A 22,374-nucleotide genomic window follows, 5' to 3' on the forward strand; every position below is an offset into this window, starting at 1 on the left:
TGCCGGAACTTATACTTTGACAGTGACAGATTCTTGTTCCTCTGTATCTAATTCTGTAACAATAACACAACCAAACGCTGTATTAAGCTGTTCTGTTATTCAAAATAAAGCCGTTTCTTCAAATGGTTTAAGTAATGGAGAAGCAACGGTAACCCCAATTGGAGGCAATGGAGATTATACTTACTTATGGGACAATAATGAAAACACACAAACAGCTTCAGCATTAAGTGCAGGATTACATTCTGTAACGGTAACTGATTCTAAAGGATGCACAACAACCTGTACAGTAAACATAACTGAACCAAATGTACTTTCTTGCAGTATTTCTCAAGATAGTCCTGTAAAATGTTTTGGAGAAAACACAGGCAAAGCCACAGTAACAGCTTTAGGAGGTAATGGTGATTACACCTATTTATGGGATAATGGTGAAACTACAGCTCAGGCTATTACTTTGATTGCAGGTGTACATTCAGTGACTGTAACTGATAAATTAAATTACACTACTACCTGTACTGTAACAATTTCACAACCACAGAATACCTTAAGTGCAGTAAAAAATCAAACAGATGCTACCTGTGGCGGTGGAAATAATGGTTCTGCAACGGTAACTGTTTCTGGAGGAACAGCCGGATATACTTATAACTGGAACACAACTCCAGTTCAAACAACAGCGACAGCAAGTAATCTTGCTTCGGGTAATTACTCTGTTTTAATTACAGATACAAACGGATGTACAATTTCTGAATCATTTACAATTCTTGATGGAGATGCGATTAAACCAATTGTAAGTCCTTTACCGGAAATATCAACCATCAATTGTCCTGCTGAACCTGTCTTTGCACAAGCAACAGCTACCGACAATAATGGAGCAATCTCATCTTTAACATATACAGACAGTGTTACTCAGGGAAACTGTACCGGATCTTATACAAAAACAAGAACCTGGACTGCAGTCGATACTTGCGGAAATATATCTCTTCCTGTTAGTCAAACCATTATTGTACAAGATAATACTGCACCAACCTGGACAACTTTAGCAGGATCTTTAGACAGAACAATAGAATGCAGCAATGCAACAGCTTTAGCAAATGCTCAGGCTTTACTTCCAATTGCTTCTGATTCTTGTGATAATGATGTAACGAATATTGTAAAAGTAAGCGGTCAGTTCGTGGCTTCTGCCAATTGTAGCAATGCCGGAACTTATACGAATACATGGACTGTAACTGATGACTGTGGAAATATTTCTGATACATTTACTCAGATAATAACCATTCAGGATACTACAGCTCCAAAGTTTAGCGGAAATCTTCCTTCTGACATTGAAGTATCTTGCGATGCCGTTCCTGAACCTGCTGAAATGATAGCTTCAGATGATTGTAATGGAAATTTACCAATTGTATTTACAGAAACAAAATCGGATATCGTAAACGGCTGCACTTCTAATTATACATTGACGCGTACCTGGAAAACCAGTGATTGTAGCGGAAACACCACTTCACATACTCAAATCATTAAGGTAAAAGATACAACTCCTCCAACAGGGATTGCTCCTGCCAATGTTATTAATTTAGCCAGTATTGATTTGATTCCGGTTGGAAGTCCTTCGGATATTAAAGATGCTGCCGATAATTGCAGTCCGACAGTAAATATTACAGTAACAGATACCAATAGCGGATGCGACGGAAACGTTTACATCTTAACAAGAACATATACTTTAACAGATTGTGCCGGAAATAAAACGGAATTGGTTCAGACCTTTAGTGTTAACTGTAAAGTTAAAAAAGTTATTGTAGCCAATGATGATAATGCCGGACCAATTGCCGGAGTAAATCATACTACAACAAATGTTTTAAATATATTTTCAAATGATACGCTTGACGGAACTAAAATAAGTCCTTCTGATGTTATCCTGACCACTGTAACGCCAAATGATTATTTACATTTAAATCCTGACGGTTCTGTAGATGTACTGCCAAATGCTCCTGTTGGAACATTAACTTTAGTATACCAAATCTGTGAAGCAGCTCAAACTGATAACTGCGATACAGCAACAGTTACTATTACAATCGAAGCACCAAAAATGACAGTTACAGCAACTTCAATTTGTGTTGATGACGTTCCGTATATCGATTATGTTATAACTCCACTAAACTTTACTCCGGTAAATGGTGTAAAAATCTCCTGGGCAGACAGCAGCAACAATATTATTACAACCTCTTCAGATTTACCTTTAAGAGGCAGAATTTTATGGCCCGGAGCAGTTGTAGACGGAAATGGAAAAGGAATTGACTGGCCAGGATGGATTTTTGAAAACAACAAATGGGTTCAAGGAGCTGACGGATTCGAAAAATTACGTCCAACAGCTAATTTGATAATCTCTCTAAATCCAACGGAAACCATTACAGTTAACTATCCTCCTGCTGATCCTTATTGTACGGCAAGACCAACGTTTACAATTGTAGCAAATGATGATAGTCCTGCTGCAATTTCAGTTCCTGGAACAGCTACAAATATTATTAATGTTTTTACTAATGATACCCTGAATAATACTGCTGTAAATTCTTCAGACGTTACATTAACAACTGTGACACCAGATCCAAAAGGAGTATTAACTCTAAATGCTGACGGTTCAGTAACTGTTGCTGCTAACGCTCCGGTAGGAACTTATACTTTAACTTATCAAATTTGCGAAAAAGCAGATGTTGGAAACTGTGACACAGCTATTGTAACTGTTATTATTAAGGATGCTCCGGCTCCGCCAACTCCGGTTGTGGCTAATGATGATAATTACAACAATATAGGATGCAACACTTTTGGTGTTGTGGGGAATGTATTAAGTAATGATGTAAAAGGAGCTGTTCCGGCTACATTACAATTAGTTGACTTTACACTTATTACTCAAAACAACGATAAAACAAATCCAAATATTATTATTGATGCTTCCGGGAATGTAACAGTTTCAAGTTTAACTCCCGCAGGAACTTATACTTATAGTTATAGAATCTGCGATAAATTAAGTTCTGAAAATTGTGATACTGCAACAATAACTATTACTGTAGTTCCAAATGGTGTTACCGAAATCAGAAGTACAGCTTGTACAGATGATTCAACATTGATCAACCTGACAACATTACTGCCTGAAGGCAGTCCGATAACAGGAAACTGGGTAGACAAAAACAATACAAATGCGCTTCAGGGAGGTGTACTAAATCCTTTTGGTCTGGCACTTGGAAATTATGCTTTTGAATATTTGATAGCCGATGAAAAATGTCCAAGAAGTATTCTCCTTACGATGGAAGTAAACGATGATTGTAAAGTATTAGCCTGCGGAAAAGTTTTACCACGCAATGCATTTTCGCCAAATGGTGATACGTTCAACGAAACATTCAAAATTGATAACATTGACGATACAACCTGTTATCCTGGTAATACTGTTGAGATATATAATCGCTGGGGGATCTTAGTTTTTGAAACCGTAAATTACAACAATACAACAAATGCTTTTGATGGAACTTCAAGAGGAAGAACAACTATCAAACAGTCTGACGGATTACCTACTGGTACTTATTTTTATATCATTAACTATAAGTCTTTAGATGGAAACAATAATATCCAGGAAAACAAACTTGACGGATATTTATATCTGTCAAGATAACAACTTAAGCAAATACGCTGTAAAAAACTCTTTTACAGCGTATTAAAACAATACAATAAATTTTTTGCTTAATTTTAAACAAACAACTAATTGGTTATCAATACCTTAAACAATCAATAGTTATAATTAAAATAATATATCTGTTATGAGAACAAAATTATTTTTCTTCGTCATTCTGTTAGTTACATATGGCGGGTATGCACAACAAGATGCGCAGTTTACCCAGTATATGTACAACACAATCAACATAAATCCGGCTTATGCTGGTTCTCGTGGTACCTTAAGTATTTTCGCCTTACATCGTGATCAATGGGTTGGATTGGATGGAGCTCCAAAAACCAATACAATTTCCATTAACACACCTATAAATAATAGTAACATTGGACTTGGAGTTTCATTGGTTAATGATAAAATTGGACCTACCAATGAAAATCAATTTTCTGTAGATCTTTCATACACTGTTCCTACATCTGAAACATGGAAACTTTCTTTTGGAATAAAAGGTACAGCTGACATCTTTAATCTTGATATAGATAAATTAAACCCTGAAACTGCCGGAGATCCACAGTTTCAAAACTTAAATAATGTTTTCTCTCCAAATATCGGTGCCGGACTTTACTGGCATTCAGACAAGGCATACATTGGTTTATCGGTTCCCAATTTCATTCAGACTAATCGCTATGATGATAATGATGTAGCTATTTACAAAGACAAAATAAATTATTATTTAATGGCGGGTTATGTTTTCAATTTCTCTCAGGAAATCAAATTTAAACCGGCAGTTTTAACAAAAATGGTTGAAGGAGCACCACTTCAGGTTGATGTATCTGCCAACTTTATGTTTTTTGAAAAACTAACTCTTGGTGTTGCTTACAGATGGGATGCAGCAGTGAGTGCAATGGCAGGTTTTCAGGTTACAGACGGACTCTATATTGGTTATGGATATGACAATGAAACGACCAATTTAAAAAACTATAATTCAGGCTCACATGAAATTTTTCTTCGCTATGAATTATTCAAAAACAATGGTAAAATGACAACTCCTCGTTTCTTCTAAAACAAATGTATCATGAAAAACTATACTCTACTTTTCCTTACAATTATAAGTTCTTTTTCATTTAGTACTTATGCACAGCAGGCAAAAATAAATTCCGGTGATAAGAAATATGATAGTTATGCCTATGTTGATGCCATTAAAACCTATGAAAAAGTAGCGAATAAAGGTTACAAATCTGAAGATATGTTTAAAAAACTAGGTAACGCCTATTACTTTAATTCTGATTTTAAAGGAGCAGCAAAATGGTATAAAGAATTATTTGCCATGAATCCAACTGTTGAACCGGAGTACTATTACAGATATGCTCAATCTCTTAAATCAACAGGAGATATTAGCAAGGCAAATAAAATGTTCGATGAATTTAATACAAGATCCAAAAACGATTCAAGAGCAAAATTCTATAAAGAAGACGTTAATTATCTGGATCAGATTAAAGCAAATTCAGGTAGGTATAAAATTGAAGATGCAGGTATAAATAGTAAATATTCTGACTACGGATCATATGTTTACAACAACAAGATTTATTTTGCATCAGCACGAGATACTGGAAATTTTACGCAACGAAAACACAAATGGACCGGTGAATATTTTACGAATATTTACAATGCCGATATAAATCCGGAAACCGGAAGTGCAGGAAAAGTAAATAAATTCAAATCTTCTATTAACACAAAATTTCATGAAGCCGCTCCTGTTTTTACTAAAGATGGAAAAGCAGTTTACTTTACCAGAAACAATTACATTGACGGAAAAAAAGGAAAAGACGATCATAAAATCACTTTGATCAAAATTTATAAAGCTACTTTAGACGAGAAAAACAAATGGAACAACATTACAGAACTTCCTTTTAATAGTGACAACTACAGCGTTGGACATCCGGCATTAAGTCCCGATGAGAAAACTTTATACTTTTCTTCTGATATGCCGGGATCAATTGGACAATCTGATTTATACAAAGTCAGTATTAATCCGAATGGTGGATATGGAACTCCTGAAAATCTGGGAAATACAGTTAATACAGAAGGAAAAGAAACCTATCCCTTTGTAACCAATGAAAATGAAATCTACTTTTCATCTGATGGTCATCCCGGATTAGGAGGTTTAGATGTATTTGTTGCCAATATTGAAAATGATGGAAAAATAGATAACATTCAGAATGTTGGCGGAGATATAAATTCGCCTAAAGATGATTTTGCCTATATCATAGATACAGCAACCCGAAAAGGATTTTTTAGTTCCAATAAAGATGGCGGACAAGGCTCTGATGATATTTACAAATTTTTGGAAACAAGAAAACTGCAATGCATTCAGGAATTGGAAGGCGTTATAACCGATCTTGAAACAGGAACAATTCTGCCTGGAGCAAAAGTTACGTTATTTGACAATCAAATGAATGTCAAAAACTCAACAATTTCTGATAATTACGGAAAATATTTATTTCCTGTAGATTGCGGCAAAGCTTATCTTGTAAGAGCAGAAAAACCAGAATATACCACAAAAGAATTAAGCGTAAACATCTCAAAAACAACAGGTAAAACGACCTTACCAATTGCATTGGAAAAATCGACCTGCAAAGTTACTGTTGGAGATGATTTAGGTAAATGTTTCGGAATTAAAATGATTTATTTTGATTTGGATAAATCAAATATTAGAACTGAAGCAGCTTTAGACTTAGAAAAAATATTAGTAGTTTTAAATGAGAACCCAACTATGAAACTTGATATTCGTTCGCATACAGACAGCAGAGCTTCTCATCAATACAATGAAGCTTTATCTGACCGCAGAGCAAAATCAACAATTAAATGGCTGATTAAAAACGGAATTGCTCCAAACCGATTAAGCGGAAAAGGGTACGGAGAGACTCAATTAGTCAATAAATGTTCAGATGGAGTTAAATGTACCGAAGAAGAGCATCAGGCCAACAGAAGAAGTGAATTCATAATCACTGCTTTGTAAACTTAAAATATCACTATCTAACCTCAAAAAAGCTGTCTGTAAAGGCAGCTTTTTAATTAAAAAGTCGTTGCAATTCTATGAATTACAACGACCTCTAAAAAACCAACCTGTTCAATATTCGTTTAAAGCTTAGCAAAAATATTAGTATAATATTTTTTGCCGGTAGCAGCATCTGTCTTTACAGATATTCCGAAATGCGTAAAATCGCCCTCGATATTCTCTTTGTGGCCTGGACTCTCCAGCCAGGCTCTCAAAGCCGCTTCAGGAGTTTTATAGTTGTAGGCAACGTTCTCACCAACTTTTTTAGCTCCTAAAACATTTGTAATATTTTGAGATCTTGCAACAAAATCGTTGTGATCTACCACATTATTCTCAATCATATAAAGATTATGTTCTTCACATTTGAAAGAGATATGATTGATTCTTTCCAAAGCATGTAAACCAACACTCAAACGGTATTCGTTTATAAGCTTCATAGTTTGCACTTCGTTATCATTATAAGTGTAATTTGTAACAAGGACTGTTACTGGAGTATTATCCACGCTTCCTTCGGCGCTATCTGCAGAACATGCGTTCATTGCGACTAAAATCGCAATGAACAACATGGTGCGCTTAATCTTTTCCATAATCAACAGCATTTTAGCAGTTTAAAGTAGATGTTGGGGCAAATCCTTTAAATTTATTTTTGAATAATTTCTCGTCTAATTTTCTATATCAAACATATTCAATTTACCGTTAAACTACAAAAAAAATCGATGAAATACACAGTAATTTTTAATGTAAATATAATTTTCTTACAAACTAAGAAGAAAGTCGCTCAATTCTCCATGAAAAATCAGACTGACTGGTATAACGCATTCTGTCATGCAGTCTGTTCGCACGTCCCTGCCAGAATTCTACTTGTAACGGAGTGACAATATATCCTCCCCAATTTTCCGGTCTTGGAATAGGTTTTCCTTCAAATTCAGCTTCTAGTTTTTTCAAATTTTCTTCTAAAAAATCTCTGGATGGAATCACTTCACTTTGATGAGAAACAACTGCTCCAAGTTTGCTTCCCTCAGGACGAGAATCAAAATAATTATCTGAAATAATCTCAGATGTTTTCTGAGCAATTCCTTTTACAATGACCTGACGCTCCATTTCCTGCCAGAAAAAAGACAAACAAACATTCGGGTTCGCCTCTATCGCTTTTCCTTTTTCAGAATTATAATTAGTATAAAATATAAAACCCTCTTCTGAGAATTTCTTCAATAATACTACACGAGATTTTGGAAAACCATCCAAACCAATCGTTGAAACGGTCATCGCATTGACTTCTCCGCTTCCGCCAAAATCTTCTACTTCATGAAACCAGCGGTTAAAAAGATTAATAGGATCTTCCGGAATATTCGTTTCCAGTAATTCACTTTTCTCGTAAGATTTTCTATAATTACTTAAATCACTCATGATTTGTTATTTTAGATTGTTGATTTTAGAATTTTTGTTTCAGGTTTCAGGTTTGTCAGGCTGAGCGAAGTTGAAACCCCTTGTTTACGCAACATGTCTCAATAAAAAGCCCCTTCGACTTCGCTCAGAATAACATTCGTTGTTCACGTTCTAAAACTTAGCATCTCAGTATCTCAGTCCCGATAGCTATTGGGATAGTATCTTTAAAATTAAAACTCAAATGAAATTCCATCATCTCCTAAAAGGACATTTGGAAAAACAGTTTCGGCTTCTTCTTTAAAACGTTCAATTCCGTCGTAACGGGTAGAATAATGTCCTAATATCAATTGTTTTACGTTGGCTTTTAATGCAATAGTTGCCGCTTCTTTTGAAGTCGAATGCAATGTTTTTTCAGCCAATCTGGCTTCAGAATCTAAAAAGGTAGATTCGTGATACAAAACATCAACATTTTCGATAATAGGTATTACCTCTTCATTGTAAACCGTATCTGAACAAAAGGCATAACTTTTTGCCGGTTCCGGATCAAAAGTCAGCTTTTCATTTTCAATTACAGTTCCGTCATCCAAAGTGACATTGCCGCCGTTTTTTATTTTTTGATAATAGGCAACATGAATATCATAATGCTGAACAGCTTCCACATTTAGTTTTCGTTCAGCAGGTTTTTCCTGAAATAAAAATCCATTCGTATAAACCCGGTGTTTCAACGGAATTGTTTTTACAATGACTTTGTTATCTTCAAAAATCACTTCACTTTCTTTTGAATCTAATTCATGGAAAAACAGACTATAAGTTGTCCATGATTCTGTCAATTTTAATTGAAGAAGAATAAGTTCCTTAATTCCTTTTGGACCATAAATATGTAAATCTGTTGTTCTTCCTAAAAGAGAAAAAGTTGAAATCGTTCCAATCAATCCGTAAAGATGATCTCCGTGAAGATGTGAAATAAAAATATGATTGATCTTCGAGAATTTAATTTTGTTCTTTCGAAGCTGCACCTGAGTTCCTTCACCACAGTCAATTAAAAATAATCTGTTTCTAATTTCTAAGACTTGTGAAGTCGGATTAGTAAGTGTTCTGGGAGTTGCTGCATAACAGCCAAGTATAGTTAACTTCATTTTGGATTGTTGATTTTAGATTTTAGATTGATGAAAATATTTTAGAATTGCTGAAAACATTTTAGATTCAGTTGTAATCTAAAATCTAAAGTCTAAAATCTAAAATCCTAAGTCTCTCTCAATTTCTTCCATTTCGATAATATCGTGAGCTTCCAAAAGAGAAGGAACTACAGCTAATTTATCAGAAATAGCATTAAAATCAAGATCTGTAGCCACAATTACAAATGACTTTTTTGCTTTTTTATGAAGCTTAGAAAGCGGTAAAAAAGCTTTTAAATCTTTTTCTGTAATCGCAGTATCAGCTGACAAATCGATTATAATATTTTGTTTTTCAAAGGTTTTAAATTGTTGCGTTACTTTTTCCAAGAAAGCATTTACATCTCCTTGTGTATCTTTAATTGTAACGGTATGTCCTTTTTGATCTACTTTCATTTTTTAATTTATGGGGCTTATATAAAAATTGATTTTCTGAGAGCTAAGGTACGAAGATTTTTTATTTTTTGGTTTCAGGTTTAAAGTTTCAGGTTCCAAGTTTGTCAGGCTGAGCGAAGTCGAAGCCACGTTTGAAAAGCAAGTTTCATTTTTTTAAGCACTTCGACTTCGCTCAGTGTGACAGTTGCAAAAAACTAACCTCTATTTTAATAAAAACTAGAATATTAGTTAATCTGTTTATTTCAATAATAAATTTGTTCTATTATTAAAAATTCGAATAAATTCATCTAGTTTTCCTGCACCAGAACAAGTAAAACAAAAATTCAAAATCGTTACCTTTTTTTCCTTTATTATTTCTGTATAAATATTACCATTTGGGCATCCTTCGTAACCGCCAACTTTTCGAATTAAGATTGGCTTTTCTTCTAAATAAAAAGCCAAAGCAATTTGATCAATTTGTTTGTTGAGCCAGTCAATTTCTGCCGCATTAAATTTAAGTTCCTCCTGAAACTGATAAAGACTTCTCAATCCTCCAATGCTATTCAAATCCAATGTAAAAAATCTATTATTTGGTTTTGAAATTTCGTCTACTTTAAAATTTTTAGGTGTTCGGCTGTATAAATTATTATAGATCGTATCTATTTTTATTTCATCAACATCCTGAGCTTTACATACAAAACCAATTAGCAGAAATAATATTTTTAATGTATTTCTCAAATACTTTATACCTATTGAATCTTAGAAGCCAAAAGATAAATAACTGCCATTCTAATCGCAACACCATTCTCCACCTGATTCAAGATTACAGAATGATCAGAATCTGCCACTTCAGAAGTAATCTCTACTCCTCTGTTGATTGGTCCCGGGTGCATGATTACGATTTCTTTTCCTAGCGAATCCAAAAGCGGTTTGTCGACTCCGTATTGTTGTGCATATTCTCGTGTCGATGGGAAGAAATTCACGTCCATACGTTCGTTTTGCACACGAAGCATATTGGCAACGTCGCACCATTCTAAAGCTTTTCGTAAATTCGGTTCAACTGTAACTCCAAGCGATTCAATATATCTCGGAATCAATGTTTTTGGCCCGCAGACTTTTACTTCAGCGCCTTGCATCTGCAAAGCATATATGTTGGACAAAGCCACTCTCGAATGCAAAATATCGCCTACAATAACTACTTTTTTTCCGGCTACATCACCCAGTTTTTCTCTAATTGAATAACTGTCTAACAAAGCCTGAGTTGGATGTTCGTGTGCTCCGTCTCCCGCATTTACGATACTAGCTTTGACATTTTTAGATAAAAAATAAGCCGCTCCGGGATTGGAGTGGCGCATTACAACCATATCCACTTTCATCGAAAGGATATTATTTACAGTATCAATAAGGGTTTCTCCTTTTTTAACGGATGATTGAGCTGCAGAAAAACTGATAACATCAGCAGATAAACGTTTCTGTGCTAATTCAAACGAAAGTTTGGTTCTGGTACTGTTTTCAAAGAAAATATTGGCAATGGTGATATCTCGTAATGAAGGAACTTTTTTAATCGGTCGGTTAATGACTTCTTTAAAATGATCTGCCGTTTCAAAAATCAGGTTAATATCATTTTCGTTAATGTATTTTATTCCTAATAAATGATTTACGCTTAATTCTTTCATTGTTGTTTCTTTAATATTATTGGTCAAATTCCGAATGAAAAACGGGTTTCATTCCATGCTTCTTTAAAGAGCAGCTACTCTATTCAATCATTCTCTCTACAACTTCTCCATAATCCTGAAGGTCTCTCGAATCTTCATTATAAATCTGCTGCCATCTGAAATTTGGAATTTCAATTTTTCGAGAGGCAGTTTCTTCCCATTTTACCTCAAAACCATTATTTCTCAGAACTTCGGCAACTTTCTTTCCAACTTCAATTGTGACTGCCGAATCAGAATTATCTACTTTTTGGAAAGCGATATACAAACTTGGATTTTCAGGATCAATGGCTGCGGCTAAATCTTGTTCGTGGTAAAAACAGTAGCCATCAGATGTAACTCCATTTTCACGAAGCTCTCTTTCGACTTCAACTACTTCATATTCGCCATCACTTGTAGTGTAACCTGCGTTGTGAAGCGCCACGATATTCTGATCGCATAATTCATCAAACGCGTTTATTAGTCTTTCAGTATCAGTCGGGCTTTTCCAATGTTTACTTTCTGTAAGTAACTTTTGGTATTCATTGTCAATTTTTTCAAAAGCCCATTCTTCTGAAATTTCCTCTTCAAATTCATTGTCTTCAATTTCTTCCATGATGTTATCTTTAATATCATCAATAGAAAGAAATCCCATTCTTACCTGGTTAAAAATTGATTCATAAATAAACTCTTCGTCCTCTGTCATGATTGCATTTTCAATTTTTAACGATTCCTTTAATTGGTAACCAAATGAACAACATCTTCATCATCATTTTCTTTCCAGCTTACAATTACCTTCTCTCCATTAATAGCATCTACCTGACGACCGCGATAATCTGGCTGAATAGGTAAATGACGACTGAAACGTCTGTCAATTAAAACCAACAATTCAATTTCTGAAGGTCTTCCAAATGATTGAATTGCCGTCAAAGCAGAGCGAATGCTTCTTCCGGTAAACAAAACGTCATCGATAAAAATGACTTTTTTGTCTTCGACTATAAAATTAATTTGCGTTTTATTGGCTTCAAGCGGTTTATCAGTACGGCGAAAATCATCTCTAAAAAAAGTGATGTCCAGATAACCTAAAGTGATTTCAGGAACCTTGTATTCGTTCTCTAATAATTGTTTTAAACGTTCCGCTAAATAAACACCTCTTGGCTGAATTCCCACCAAAATTGTATTAGAGAAATCAAGATGTTTTTCGATTAACTGACAAGCCAAACGATGGAGTATGATAGTAACTTCTTTCGAATTAAGTAATACTTTTTGACTCATAAGTGATTGTAATGTTTGGTTGCGCAAATATACGGAATATGATTTTATTTGTTGGGGTGTTGAGCTTGGAAATATTCTTTAATGAATATTCATTGTTTAGTATTAAGAAAATCTATTCAAAAGTTATATTTTAGCGTAAAGAGATAAATTCCTAAAACCAATTAAAAAATATTTTAATCGATTGTAAATGAGAATAACATTAAAAGACAAATATAAATCTTTAAATCCTTTCATAAGTGACGATTTATCAGATCTCACTGTAATTATTGGTAAAAATGGAAGTGGAAAATCACAATTATTAAATTTAATTTCAAATAAATTTCAAAAAAGAGAAGAAGAAAAAAATGTACAAATATTTATTATTCCAGAACCAACAATTATTCAATTTGAAGGAATTATTAAAGATAATCTACAAAGCATATCTTACGACAATTGGAAATCAACGTTACAACAGTCACTTTTACAATTTAAAAGATTAAGCAAAAACAACTTAAAGATTTTAAAATATATAATTGATAAAAAACTAGATAAAAATATTTTTTCTATAACCAGAAGAGATTTATTGTCAAATGAAGATGAATACATCAAACTTCTTAAAATCAATATTTCTGAGAAACAAAAAATTAATATTGATTCTCTTCCTAATATAGATCCTCAAAGGGAAAAAAATTTCCTTCAAGATATTTATAATTACCACATACTTTCGCTTTTTAAAATACTAAATCATTTAAGTGACAAATTAGGAAAACCTATTGAAGAAATTGTTGAACTGGACTTTTATAATTCACCGATTGATGATAGTCTAATTGATGTGAATAATTTATTCAGTTCACAAATTGAATATATTTTCTACAATTATGCAAAGAGAAGAGATATAAATAGAAAAAATTGGTTTTATAAAAAGGAGGATAAAAAAGAAAATGACTCGATTTCAGACGATGATTTCATTAATAACTTTCCCCCACCATGGAATACTGTCAACGATATTTTAGAAGCAAATAATCTTGATTTTTATTTTAAAGAAATTGAAAAAGAAGAATTTAGCACTGATATCACAATAGATATCGCAATTATAAAAAAATCGACTGGCGAAAAAATTCCTTTTATTGACTTATCATCAGGTGAAAAAGTAATTTTTGGTTTGATTTTAAAACTTTTTACATCTGAATATTATCTAACAAATTTAGACTTTCCTGATTTAATTATACTTGATGAGCCAGATGCACATTTACACCCAGAAATGTCCTACCTCCTTATTAATGTCCTACAAAATACATTTGTTACAAAATTTGGCATAAAAATAATTTTAACAACACACAGTCCTTCCACTATAGCTTTATTAAATGAGGACAATATTTATCAAATTTCCAATGGTGAAAATACTTTTTTAAAAAAGATTTCCAAAGATGATGCATTGAAGTTATTAACGAGTTTTATTCCAACATTAAGTATTGATTATAAAAATCATAAACAAGTTTTTGTTGAAAGTCCAACAGACAGATTCTACTACCAAACAATATTTGATAAATTATCACAATACAAAAATTATCCATTTCAACTTTATTTTATTTCAAACGGATATGGAAAGGGAAGTAGTTCACAAGTAAAAGAAACTATTACAGCCATAAGGAATTCAGAAAACAAATCCTTTTTTGGAATAATTGATTGGGACAAAAATAATAAGGACTCAGATTATGAATATGTAAAAGTTCATGGGGAAAATCAGAGATATAGTATAGAAAACTATGTTTACGATCCTATTTATTTAATTATACAATTAATGGAACTAAAAGCCTATAGTATTCTTTCAGAAATTAGTCTAGATGAAACATACAATCAATATCAAATTGGAAATGACACAAAGCTAATCGAAAAATCAATCAATTGGTTTTTTGAAAAATACTATTTAAAATTTCCAATGTCTAATGATTTAAAGAATGCTAAAAGAAAGGTCAAGTTTTTTAATGGAATAGAATATGAAATTCCTATTTGGTATTTAGAATCTCAGGGACATGATTTAGAGACAAAGCTCAAAATGGTTTTTAAACCACTTGAAAAGTTCAAAAATGAAGGTGAATTACAAAAAAGTTTAAGTATTATATCTTCAAAATGTTTTCCTTTTATACATTTGGATACTGTTAACGTATTTGAAAAAATAATTAATTTCGAAGCCGAGTCAAAATCCTAAAACATTTCCCAAAAATTCTATAACACATTTCGCTGATTCGTGAAGTAATTTTAAGTATCAATTTAAAATATCTGAATCATGCAAAATAAAATACTAAGATTGTTAATGGTATTCGTAATACTGTTTTCATTTACAAGCTGTGAACTAGTTGGAGACATTTTTAAAGCCGGAATGGGATTCGGGATTTTTATCGTAATTTTTGTGGTTGCGATTATTATCTGGATTTTCGCTAAAATGTTCGGAAGCAAATAAGACATAAAAAAATCCTCGTTATTTACATAGCGGGGATTTTTTTTAAACACATAGAAACATTCCCGATAGCTATCGGGATTGAAACTGCTTAGAGGCGTTTCACTTTTTTACAAAAAACATAGCTATGTGAAAGAAATATATTTCTCTTTTGTAGTTCTTTATTCTCACTAAATTCGACACTAAAACTATGTTTCTATGTGTTTAAAATTAGACTCCAATAAAAAATCCCAAACTCCAATTTTAATTTGGGATTTGGGATTTTTTTATTGTAATTTATAGATTAAAGATTGTACATCTTTTTTCTTTGTTCCTGAATCTTTTCATCATCAAGATATTCGTCAAATGTCATGTAACGGTCAATTACTCCGTTTGGTGTCAATTCTACGATTCTGTTACCAACAGTTTGCGCAAACTCGTGGTCATGTGTAGTGAAAATTACAGAACCTTTAAAGTTTTTCAATGAGTTGTTGAAAGCTGTAATAGACTCCAAATCTAAGTGATTTGTTGGTTCGTCTAACATTAAAACGTTTGCACGCTCCATCATCATTCTAGACAACATACAACGTACTTTTTCTCCTCCAGATAAAACTCTAGATGTTTTTAAAGCTTCTTCTCCAGAGAAAATCATTTTTCCTAAGAAACCTCTAATGAATACCTCATCACGTTCTTCTTCCGTTTTAGCATACTGACGTAACCAGTCTACTAAACTTAAATCGTTTTCGAAATATTTGTGGTTTTCAGCTGGTAAATAGGCTTGGTTTGTTGTAATTCCCCAATCAAAAGTTCCAGCATCTGCTTTTTGTTCGTTGTTTAAGATTTCGTAGAAAGCCGTTGTAGCACGTGAATCTTTAGAGAAAAGAACGATTTTGTCGCCTTTCGCCATATTCAAATGAACATCTTTAAACAAAACTTCTCCGTCTACAGATGCAGACAAATGTTCTACATTTAAAATCTGATCTCCCGCTTCACGATCCTGATCGAAAATAATCGCTGGATAACGACGGCTTGAAGGTTTGATTTCAGAAATATTCAATTTCGAAATCATTTTTTTACGAGAAGTTGCTTGTTTTGATTTCGCCACGTTTGCACTAAAACGACGAATAAATTCTTCCAACTCTTGTTTCTTCTCTTCTGCTTTTTTGTTTTGCTGTGCACGCTGTTTTGCCGCTAATTGGCTAGACTCGTACCAAAACGTATAGTTTCCTGAATAGTGATTAATTTTTCCGAAATCAATATCAGAAATATGTGTACAAACCGCATCTAAAAAGTGACGGTCGTGAGATACAACGATTACAGTATTTTCGTAGTTTGCCAGGAAGTTCTCTAACCAGGCGATTGTCTCAAAATCCAAATCGTTGGTAGGCTCATCCATAATCAATACATCAGGATTTCCGAAAAGTGCCTGCGCCAAAAGCACACGTACTTTCATTTTCCCTTCCATATCAGCCATTAAAGTATAATGATCTGCTTCTGTGATTCCTAAGTTAGATAACATTGACGCAGCGTCAGAATCAGCATTCCATCCGTTCATTTCTTCAAACTGAACCTGAAGCTCCCCTATTCGGTCTGCATTGGCATCATTATAATCTAAATAAAGCTCATCCATTTCTTTTTTAACAGCATACAGTACCTTATTTCCCATTAAAACGGTTTCCAACACAGTATGCTCGTCGAACATGTTGTGGTTCTGGTTTAAAACCGACATACGTTTTCCCGGCTCCAAATGGATATGCCCGGAAGTTGGGTCCATATCGCCCGAAATAATTTTTAGAAATGTAGATTTTCCAGCACCATTGGCTCCAATAACGCCGTAAATATTTCCGTGAGTGAATGTGGTATTTACTTCGTCAAACAAAATTCGTTTGCCAAACTGAACTGATAAATTATTGACTGTTAACATGAATGTCTTTTTAATTAATTTGGTGCAAAAGTAGTGAAAAAGGTTCAGAGTTGCAAAGAGGCAAAGGGACTAAGTTTTTTATACGAAACAAGATTTCTCACGGAGTCTCAAAGACGCAAAGAAAAAACTTTGCGCAGAAAATAAAACCATGTAAGTGATATAAACTCATTTAAATCAAAACTTATAATTTCTTATATAACTTATATGGTATAAATTACAATTTAGTTTATCTTCACTTTTTATTTCTTGAATTTATGCAGGCACCCATTTTATTATATCAAACTTCTGAGGCCAACATTAATATTGAGGTTACTTTTTTAGAGGAAAATTTCTGGCTTTCTCAAAAAGCAATGGCTCAGTTATTTGGAGTAGAATCCCATACAATAACATATCACTTAAAAGAAATCTACAAAAGCTTAGAATTAGATTCGATTCCAACTACTCGAAAAATTCGAGCAGTTCAAACTGAAGGAAAAAGAGCGGTTAGCAGAGATATTGATTTTTATAATCTTGATGCCATTATAGCAGTAGGTTACAGAGTCAATTCTAAACAAGCGACACAATTCAGGATTTGGGCAACAAAAACCTTAAAAGAATTCATTATAAAAGGATTTGTTTTAAATGATGAAATGCTTAAAAACGGGAAAGCTTTTGGTAAAGATTATTTTGAGGAATTACTGGAGCGCATTCGTGAAATTCGTTCTTCTGAAAGACGCTTTTATCAAAAAATTACCGATATCTATGCTCTTTCAGCCAATTATGAAAAAGATAGTACAGCAACCAAAGCTTTTTTTGCAACCGTACAAAATAAACTTCATTGGGCAATAACAGGCAAAACTGAGGCCGAAATTATTTATACAGAAGCAGATGCCACAAAAATATATATGGGGCTTTCGACATGGAAAGATGCTCCCGATGGAAAGATTCAGAAAAGTGATGTAAGTGTTGCCAAAAATTATTTAAACAACGCACATCTTCAAGAACTTAACAGAATTGTTTCTGCTTATTTAGATTTGGCCGAAAATTATGCTAAGAGACAAATTATTATGCAAATGGAAGATTGGACCGTTTTTCTGAATAACTTTCTACAACTTTCTAGTTATCCTATTTTGACTGACAAAGGGAAAGTTTCGCATTTAGAAGCAAAAATCAAAGCCGAAATGGAATTTGATAAATTTCGAATTATTCAGGACAGAGAATATTTATCTGATTTTGATAAGGAAATAATGAAATTGAAAAAAGAATAATTTCCACAATATAAGTAATATAAGTTCATTTAAACTAAACTTATAATTTCTTACATGAGCTTATATGGTTAAAAAAATTACAATTTACTTTCTTTCTCCAAAGCCACTTCAAGGCTTTCGTAATTAGAAACTACTTTTTTGATTTTTCCTTCTTTGTCCAAAATAAAATGAGTTGGAAAAGCATTCAAATCAAGCGTGTCATTCATATACTCTTTCATGTTAGGAATAACAGCGTAAGAAAGTGGTTTTCTCGCTAAAAATGTTTTCAATTGTTCTGGTGTATCTTCGGCAAGACTTAGAAACTCAATATCTTTTCGATCTTTGTATTCCGCTACTAGTTTATTAACTTGCGGAAATTCTTTGATACAAGCCGCACAATGAATGTACCAGCATTTTATCACAATGATTTTTCCTTTCATGGATTCGTTTGAAACCAAGTTTCCATCTAAATCTTTAAATGAAAATGAAGGAAAAACGGTTCCTTCCATTTTGTAGTTTTTATAAGCATCAAAACCAATTTGATTAATGGTCGCTTTTATGCTGGTATCTGTTTTTGGCTGAATTTTGAAGAGTTTATAATAATATACCGAAGCATCTGATTTTAATCGAATTGGAATAAAATCTCCGTTTACCAATTGATCTAGAAATAATTCTTTTGAAATTTCTTTGGAAGAAGCATCCAAAGCCGTAAAATCTCTTGAAAGCATTATTTTTTTATTGTAAACCGACCATATTTCATAACTTTTTTGAATTTGAACAGGATCAACTTCGGGATTTTCGAATTTATTTTGAGCTGTACTTAAATTAAAGATGAAAAGGAATATAATAAGACTGAAAAATCTTGGCATGAATTCTAAAAAATATATTGGATTTCAAAAGTAGTCAAAATTTAGCAGGCTAATTTTTGTTGATTCAATTTTAACTCAAAAGTCCGCTATTGTTTTTTAAGTTGAAACAATAACGAACTTCTATCTGATTTAATTCATCTTCTAATTCTTAAGAGTTGGTAAAAAAGAAAGATCCATAACATATTTCTTAGGATTTTCCGGATCTATAAAAACTCTCATTGTGTCTGTCTTTACAAATTCCGTTGGATCAAACCAGATATTATCGCTCTTAAAAACATATAATTCATTGGTTTTAGGATCCTGCCATTGACTGTAAATCTGAAAAGGATTTCTTCCGTTTGAAGTGTAACTTGTATTTAATTGTACTTGGGTAAATTTTGCTGAAACCGGTTTTCCTGTTTCACGTAAATTTTGTTTTCTCTTATTTTTCAGATAACCAAACAAATAGGACAATGCACCAATCAAAAAGAAAATGGTTCCAAGAATTCCCAGTATTAATGGCACTAACCATAAAGAAGCAAACCCATTAATATTAGCCTCTTTTGGATCTGCAGGATCATATAAAATCTCAACTGTTTCGTCTACACTATAACTTGGCGGGTTACTACTCACAGAAGAGGTAAAAGTAATTTCCTGTCCTGTTTTTGCTTTAAAACGCACTACCGGACAATATGTTGTCGAATTATCTGATCTTCTGGCGATCATTTCGATAACAGTTCCCTGCGCACTTTCTGCTTTTTCTAAAAATGCTTTTTTATCAGCATACGAATAAACAGCTCCAGCCAAAAGACCTGCGCCAACAATCGAAAATACAATTTTAAAAATGGTGAATCCTTTCATTATTTTAAGTTTAATTAGTTGTCATAAAAATAGCGTTAAAAGATTTATCTCCTAATACTTTAAATACTTTTTTAAACAAAAAAACCTGACAACGAATTGCCAGGTTTATAAATGTCCTCATTTAGGTAAAAACCAAATAACAAATTACCCAAACTCGGTACATTGTTTTGAAATAAAATTTAGATTAAAAAATAAATAACCAAACTCAATTTTAACCCACCAAAAATTTTACCTCGCTTAATTTTCATGAACTTTGTTATTAACTCTTGAAAATATATCTATATCCAGTCCTAATCGACTAGAAAAATATCTTTTGTAAATATCTCTGCCAGAGTATTTCCGGCAGAGATAAATCATTTTAAATTAATAAAAGCAATAAATACTAAACACTAATTCAAACTAATTTTACAATAATTTTTTCAAGCTTGTATAAACAGCCAGTTCAACATCTGCATGATCTTTTGTATTACAATCTTCCACTAACTTTTTCAAATCACCTGCTTTCAAAGCCGATTTATTATCCAAAACCAATAATAATTCCTGTGAAGCATCATTTAGTTTTTTTGACAATGGCAATATTGGCTGTACCAAAGGAGCATTTGTACTTAATTCCGTTAATTCTTTATGCACGCCAATCCATTTATTAAAAAATCCTGCTACTTTGGCTTTATTCTCAGGAGATTTATTTGATAAATACTGGCTTACGGCAGCATCAAATGCTAAAGCATCTTTTGCATCCGGACCGCAGGCATCTGCGAATAAAGTAAACGGAGAATACATTTGATATTCTGTTCCGCCTTTGTTACGAGTGTAACCTTTTAACGGTTCGCTTACTAACGAAAATTCTTCCAGTGCTTTAATATTTTGATTGTTTGCGATATTTCTAAGAATCACATCTTTGTTACGAATGTGTGTAATTCCTAATTCTTCTAATCTAAAAGAAATTGATTCTAAACGTTTACGCATATTTTCAACATCTGTAATATCTTCTGCAGACCAAAGTCTTTCTGCAATTGCAGCTGTTCTTGGCCAAAGTCTTGAATCTATTGTTTCTGATGTTACTAATTCAGTCCACATTGTGGCTTCACCACCCAAAATCCTTGCTTTTTCTTCTGCAGTTAAAGCAACTTTTGGCATTGGGTCATTTAAGTAATGGCTTGCAATTGGATACATCAAATCAATGTAATATCCGTTTGACAAAACTGTTTTATATCCTTTTTTAACAGCATCCACTAAAGATTGTCCCGCAGTCATACCTTCATTTGGACCTCTCCACGAATGTACAATGGCTTCTTTAGACAAATCTTTCGTTAAGATTTCTTCCCAACCCATTAACTGTTTTCCATGTTTTTTTAACATTGGAGCTAACTGCATGGTAAAATAAGTCTGTAATTCGTGATTGGTTTTTAAGTTGTGTTTCTTTTTAAATTCCTGAATTTTCGGATTTGCATCCCAGTCTTTCCCTTCGTTTTCATCTCCTCCAATGTGGAAATAAGCTCCTGGAAATAAAGGACAAACCTCATCAAAAACGCCACTTAAAATTTGGTATGTTTTAGGATTTGAAGGATCTAATGTTGGCGAAAAAATACCCGCATTTCTTTCAATTCCATAGGTCGCAATTGCGGTTCCCTGAATATTTTTTTCTGAAGTTCCACCAGTCAGCGTGATCACTTTGCTTCCTATTTCAGGATAAGCTGTAAGTATTGCCGATCCGTGACCCGGAACATCTATTTCCGGAACAATTAAAATACCACGCTCATCGGCATATTTTACGATATTTTTAATTTCTTCCTGTGTATAATAAAGTCCATCCGAAGCTAATTCGATAAACTTTGTGTATTTTTTCATTTCAATCCTCCAGCCCTGATCATCAACCAAATGCCAGTGAAAAACATTCATTTTCATTGCTGCCAGTGCATCGATATTTCTTTTAATTACATCAACTGGCTGAAAATGTCTTGAAGCATCAATCATTAAGCCTCTCCAGGTAAATCTTGGAAAATCAGAAATCTTTGAAGCCGGAAAATAAAAAGAAGTTGCATTGTTCTGAAGCATTTGTAATAAGGTTTCCAAACCATGCAAAGCACCTAAATCACTTGATGCGTTAAGCATAATTTTATTCGAAGTAATATCTAAATGATAACTTTCGTCCTCATACAAACCAATTTTACCACTTTTAGTACAATTGATTTGCAATTCTGCATTTGGAAGTTCATTTAACTTTTCAATAAATCCTTGTTGAAAAAACATACCAGTTCTACCATCTAAGCGGCGCAAGAAACGCGTTACACCTCCAAAAATTCTTGGATTCGGATTACCGGTAATATTTACTTTAAAACTTTTAGTTAAGGCAAAATTACCGTCATTAACAACAACACTCTGAGGCCAGGGCATAAGATTGAGCTGCTCTTTTTTAATCTGAGCACTTGTAGATAAGCCCGCAAACAATAGTACAAATAGATATTTCATTTTTCTTTTTTTTGGTTTGGATAG

At 33.2% G+C, this 22,374-nt stretch carries 18 protein-coding genes; 6 read left to right on the forward strand and 12 right to left on the reverse strand.

Annotated elements, in window-relative coordinates; genetic code table 11:
- The 3 genes from ACFS3A_RS18295 to ACFS3A_RS18305 form a co-directional block, all read left to right on the forward strand.
- Window positions 1–3,655, forward strand: a 3,655-nt coding sequence (locus ACFS3A_RS18295; protein ID WP_379827011.1) for a T9SS type B sorting domain-containing protein, incomplete at its 5' end; no start/stop codon positions are given.
- Between the two features lie 145 nt (window positions 3,656–3,800).
- On the forward strand, window positions 3,801–4,712 hold the full coding sequence (locus ACFS3A_RS18300) for a PorP/SprF family type IX secretion system membrane protein (RefSeq protein WP_379827012.1): 912 nt from the start codon (window positions 3,801–3,803) through the stop codon (window positions 4,710–4,712).
- 12 nt (window positions 4,713–4,724) lie between these two features.
- Complete coding sequence (locus ACFS3A_RS18305; RefSeq protein WP_379827013.1) at window positions 4,725–6,668, forward strand: OmpA family protein; 1,944 nt, start codon at window positions 4,725–4,727, stop codon at window positions 6,666–6,668.
- Between the two features lie 122 nt (window positions 6,669–6,790).
- On the opposite strand, the gene ACFS3A_RS18310 is transcribed toward ACFS3A_RS18305, so the two are convergent.
- From ACFS3A_RS18310 to pyrR, 8 genes are all read right to left on the reverse strand, one after another.
- Window positions 6,791–7,294, reverse strand: coding sequence for a CAP domain-containing protein (locus ACFS3A_RS18310; protein ID WP_379827014.1), 504 nt, complete (start codon window positions 7,292–7,294; stop codon window positions 6,791–6,793).
- A 175-nt stretch (window positions 7,295–7,469) separates the two neighbouring features.
- Window positions 7,470–8,114: a pyridoxamine 5'-phosphate oxidase gene (gene pdxH, locus ACFS3A_RS18315; protein ID WP_379827015.1), complete on the reverse strand. Its 645-nt coding sequence runs from the start codon at window positions 8,112–8,114 to the stop codon at window positions 7,470–7,472.
- A 209-nt stretch (window positions 8,115–8,323) separates the two neighbouring features.
- Window positions 8,324–9,229 (reverse strand): ribonuclease Z, encoded by a 906-nt coding sequence (locus ACFS3A_RS18320; RefSeq protein WP_379827016.1) that lies wholly within the window; start codon window positions 9,227–9,229, stop codon window positions 8,324–8,326.
- 99 nt (window positions 9,230–9,328) lie between these two features.
- Window positions 9,329–9,661: a ribonuclease Z gene (locus ACFS3A_RS18325; protein WP_379827017.1), complete on the reverse strand. Its 333-nt coding sequence runs from the start codon at window positions 9,659–9,661 to the stop codon at window positions 9,329–9,331.
- A 237-nt stretch (window positions 9,662–9,898) separates the two neighbouring features.
- Window positions 9,899–10,378, reverse strand: coding sequence for a hypothetical protein (locus ACFS3A_RS18330; protein WP_379827018.1), 480 nt, complete (start codon window positions 10,376–10,378; stop codon window positions 9,899–9,901).
- Window positions 10,379–10,389: 11 nt separating this feature from the next.
- Entirely contained in the window at window positions 10,390–11,316 is a 927-nt protein-coding gene (locus ACFS3A_RS18335) for an aspartate carbamoyltransferase catalytic subunit (protein WP_029273654.1), read from the reverse strand.
- Between the two features lie 79 nt (window positions 11,317–11,395).
- Window positions 11,396–12,037, reverse strand: coding sequence for a DUF6891 domain-containing protein (locus ACFS3A_RS18340; protein WP_379827019.1), 642 nt, complete (start codon window positions 12,035–12,037; stop codon window positions 11,396–11,398).
- A 29-nt stretch (window positions 12,038–12,066) separates the two neighbouring features.
- Window positions 12,067–12,606: a bifunctional pyr operon transcriptional regulator/uracil phosphoribosyltransferase PyrR gene (pyrR, locus tag ACFS3A_RS18345; protein ID WP_379827020.1), complete on the reverse strand. Its 540-nt coding sequence runs from the start codon at window positions 12,604–12,606 to the stop codon at window positions 12,067–12,069.
- Between the two features lie 187 nt (window positions 12,607–12,793).
- Between pyrR and ACFS3A_RS18350 the strand changes: the two genes are divergently transcribed.
- Complete coding sequence (locus ACFS3A_RS18350; RefSeq protein WP_379827022.1) at window positions 12,794–14,794, forward strand: AAA family ATPase; 2,001 nt, start codon at window positions 12,794–12,796, stop codon at window positions 14,792–14,794.
- Between the two features lie 78 nt (window positions 14,795–14,872).
- A complete protein-coding gene (locus ACFS3A_RS18355; protein ID WP_179005013.1) occupies window positions 14,873–15,046 on the forward strand; it encodes a hypothetical protein in 174 nt (57 codons plus the stop codon).
- A gap of 280 nt (window positions 15,047–15,326) precedes the next feature.
- On the opposite strand, the gene ACFS3A_RS18360 is transcribed toward ACFS3A_RS18355, so the two are convergent.
- Window positions 15,327–16,946 (reverse strand): ABC-F family ATP-binding cassette domain-containing protein, encoded by a 1,620-nt coding sequence (locus tag ACFS3A_RS18360; RefSeq protein WP_379827023.1) that lies wholly within the window; start codon window positions 16,944–16,946, stop codon window positions 15,327–15,329.
- 254 nt (window positions 16,947–17,200) lie between these two features.
- Between ACFS3A_RS18360 and ACFS3A_RS18365 the strand changes: the two genes are divergently transcribed.
- Complete coding sequence (locus ACFS3A_RS18365) at window positions 17,201–18,193, forward strand: virulence RhuM family protein (RefSeq protein ID WP_379827025.1); 993 nt, start codon at window positions 17,201–17,203, stop codon at window positions 18,191–18,193.
- Window positions 18,194–18,270: 77 nt separating this feature from the next.
- Here ACFS3A_RS18365 and ACFS3A_RS18370 read toward each other — a convergent pair whose 3' ends face one another.
- The 3 genes from ACFS3A_RS18370 to ACFS3A_RS18380 form a co-directional block, all read right to left on the reverse strand.
- Window positions 18,271–19,041 (reverse strand): TlpA family protein disulfide reductase, encoded by a 771-nt coding sequence (locus ACFS3A_RS18370; protein WP_379827026.1) that lies wholly within the window; start codon window positions 19,039–19,041, stop codon window positions 18,271–18,273.
- A gap of 141 nt (window positions 19,042–19,182) precedes the next feature.
- The gene (locus ACFS3A_RS18375; protein ID WP_379827027.1) at window positions 19,183–19,881 is read right to left on the reverse strand and encodes a DUF3592 domain-containing protein; all 699 of its coding nucleotides are present in this window, start codon (window positions 19,879–19,881) and stop codon (window positions 19,183–19,185) included.
- A 405-nt stretch (window positions 19,882–20,286) separates the two neighbouring features.
- A complete protein-coding gene (locus ACFS3A_RS18380) occupies window positions 20,287–22,350 on the reverse strand; it encodes a beta-N-acetylhexosaminidase (protein ID WP_379827028.1) in 2,064 nt (687 codons plus the stop codon).
- Window positions 22,351–22,374: the final 24 nt, after the last annotated feature.

Source organism: Flavobacterium notoginsengisoli (genome assembly GCF_042686225.1).
Classification (GTDB): domain Bacteria; phylum Bacteroidota; class Bacteroidia; order Flavobacteriales; family Flavobacteriaceae; genus Flavobacterium; species Flavobacterium notoginsengisoli.

Coding starts and splice junctions, on each gene's coding strand:
- ACFS3A_RS18300 (WP_379827012.1), top strand. CDS start 3,801: ATGAGAACAAAATTATTTTTCTTCGTCATTCTGTTAGTTACATATGGC.
- ACFS3A_RS18305 (WP_379827013.1), top strand. CDS start 4,725: ATGAAAAACTATACTCTACTTTTCCTTACAATTATAAGTTCTTTTTCA.
- ACFS3A_RS18310 (WP_379827014.1), bottom strand. CDS start 7,294: ATGGAAAAGATTAAGCGCACCATGTTGTTCATTGCGATTTTAGTCGCA.
- pdxH (WP_379827015.1), bottom strand. CDS start 8,114: ATGAGTGATTTAAGTAATTATAGAAAATCTTACGAGAAAAGTGAATTA.
- ACFS3A_RS18320 (WP_379827016.1), bottom strand. CDS start 9,229: ATGAAGTTAACTATACTTGGCTGTTATGCAGCAACTCCCAGAACACTT.
- ACFS3A_RS18325 (WP_379827017.1), bottom strand. CDS start 9,661: ATGAAAGTAGATCAAAAAGGACATACCGTTACAATTAAAGATACACAA.
- ACFS3A_RS18335 (WP_029273654.1), bottom strand. CDS start 11,316: ATGAAAGAATTAAGCGTAAATCATTTATTAGGAATAAAATACATTAAC.
- ACFS3A_RS18340 (WP_379827019.1), bottom strand. CDS start 12,037: ATGACAGAGGACGAAGAGTTTATTTATGAATCAATTTTTAACCAGGTA.
- pyrR (WP_379827020.1), bottom strand. CDS start 12,606: ATGAGTCAAAAAGTATTACTTAATTCGAAAGAAGTTACTATCATACTC.
- ACFS3A_RS18350 (WP_379827022.1), top strand. CDS start 12,794: ATGAGAATAACATTAAAAGACAAATATAAATCTTTAAATCCTTTCATA.
- ACFS3A_RS18355 (WP_179005013.1), top strand. CDS start 14,873: ATGCAAAATAAAATACTAAGATTGTTAATGGTATTCGTAATACTGTTT.
- ACFS3A_RS18360 (WP_379827023.1), bottom strand. CDS start 16,946: ATGTTAACAGTCAATAATTTATCAGTTCAGTTTGGCAAACGAATTTTG.
- ACFS3A_RS18365 (WP_379827025.1), top strand. CDS start 17,201: ATGCAGGCACCCATTTTATTATATCAAACTTCTGAGGCCAACATTAAT.
- ACFS3A_RS18370 (WP_379827026.1), bottom strand. CDS start 19,041: ATGCCAAGATTTTTCAGTCTTATTATATTCCTTTTCATCTTTAATTTA.
- ACFS3A_RS18375 (WP_379827027.1), bottom strand. CDS start 19,881: ATGAAAGGATTCACCATTTTTAAAATTGTATTTTCGATTGTTGGCGCA.
- ACFS3A_RS18380 (WP_379827028.1), bottom strand. CDS start 22,350: ATGAAATATCTATTTGTACTATTGTTTGCGGGCTTATCTACAAGTGCT.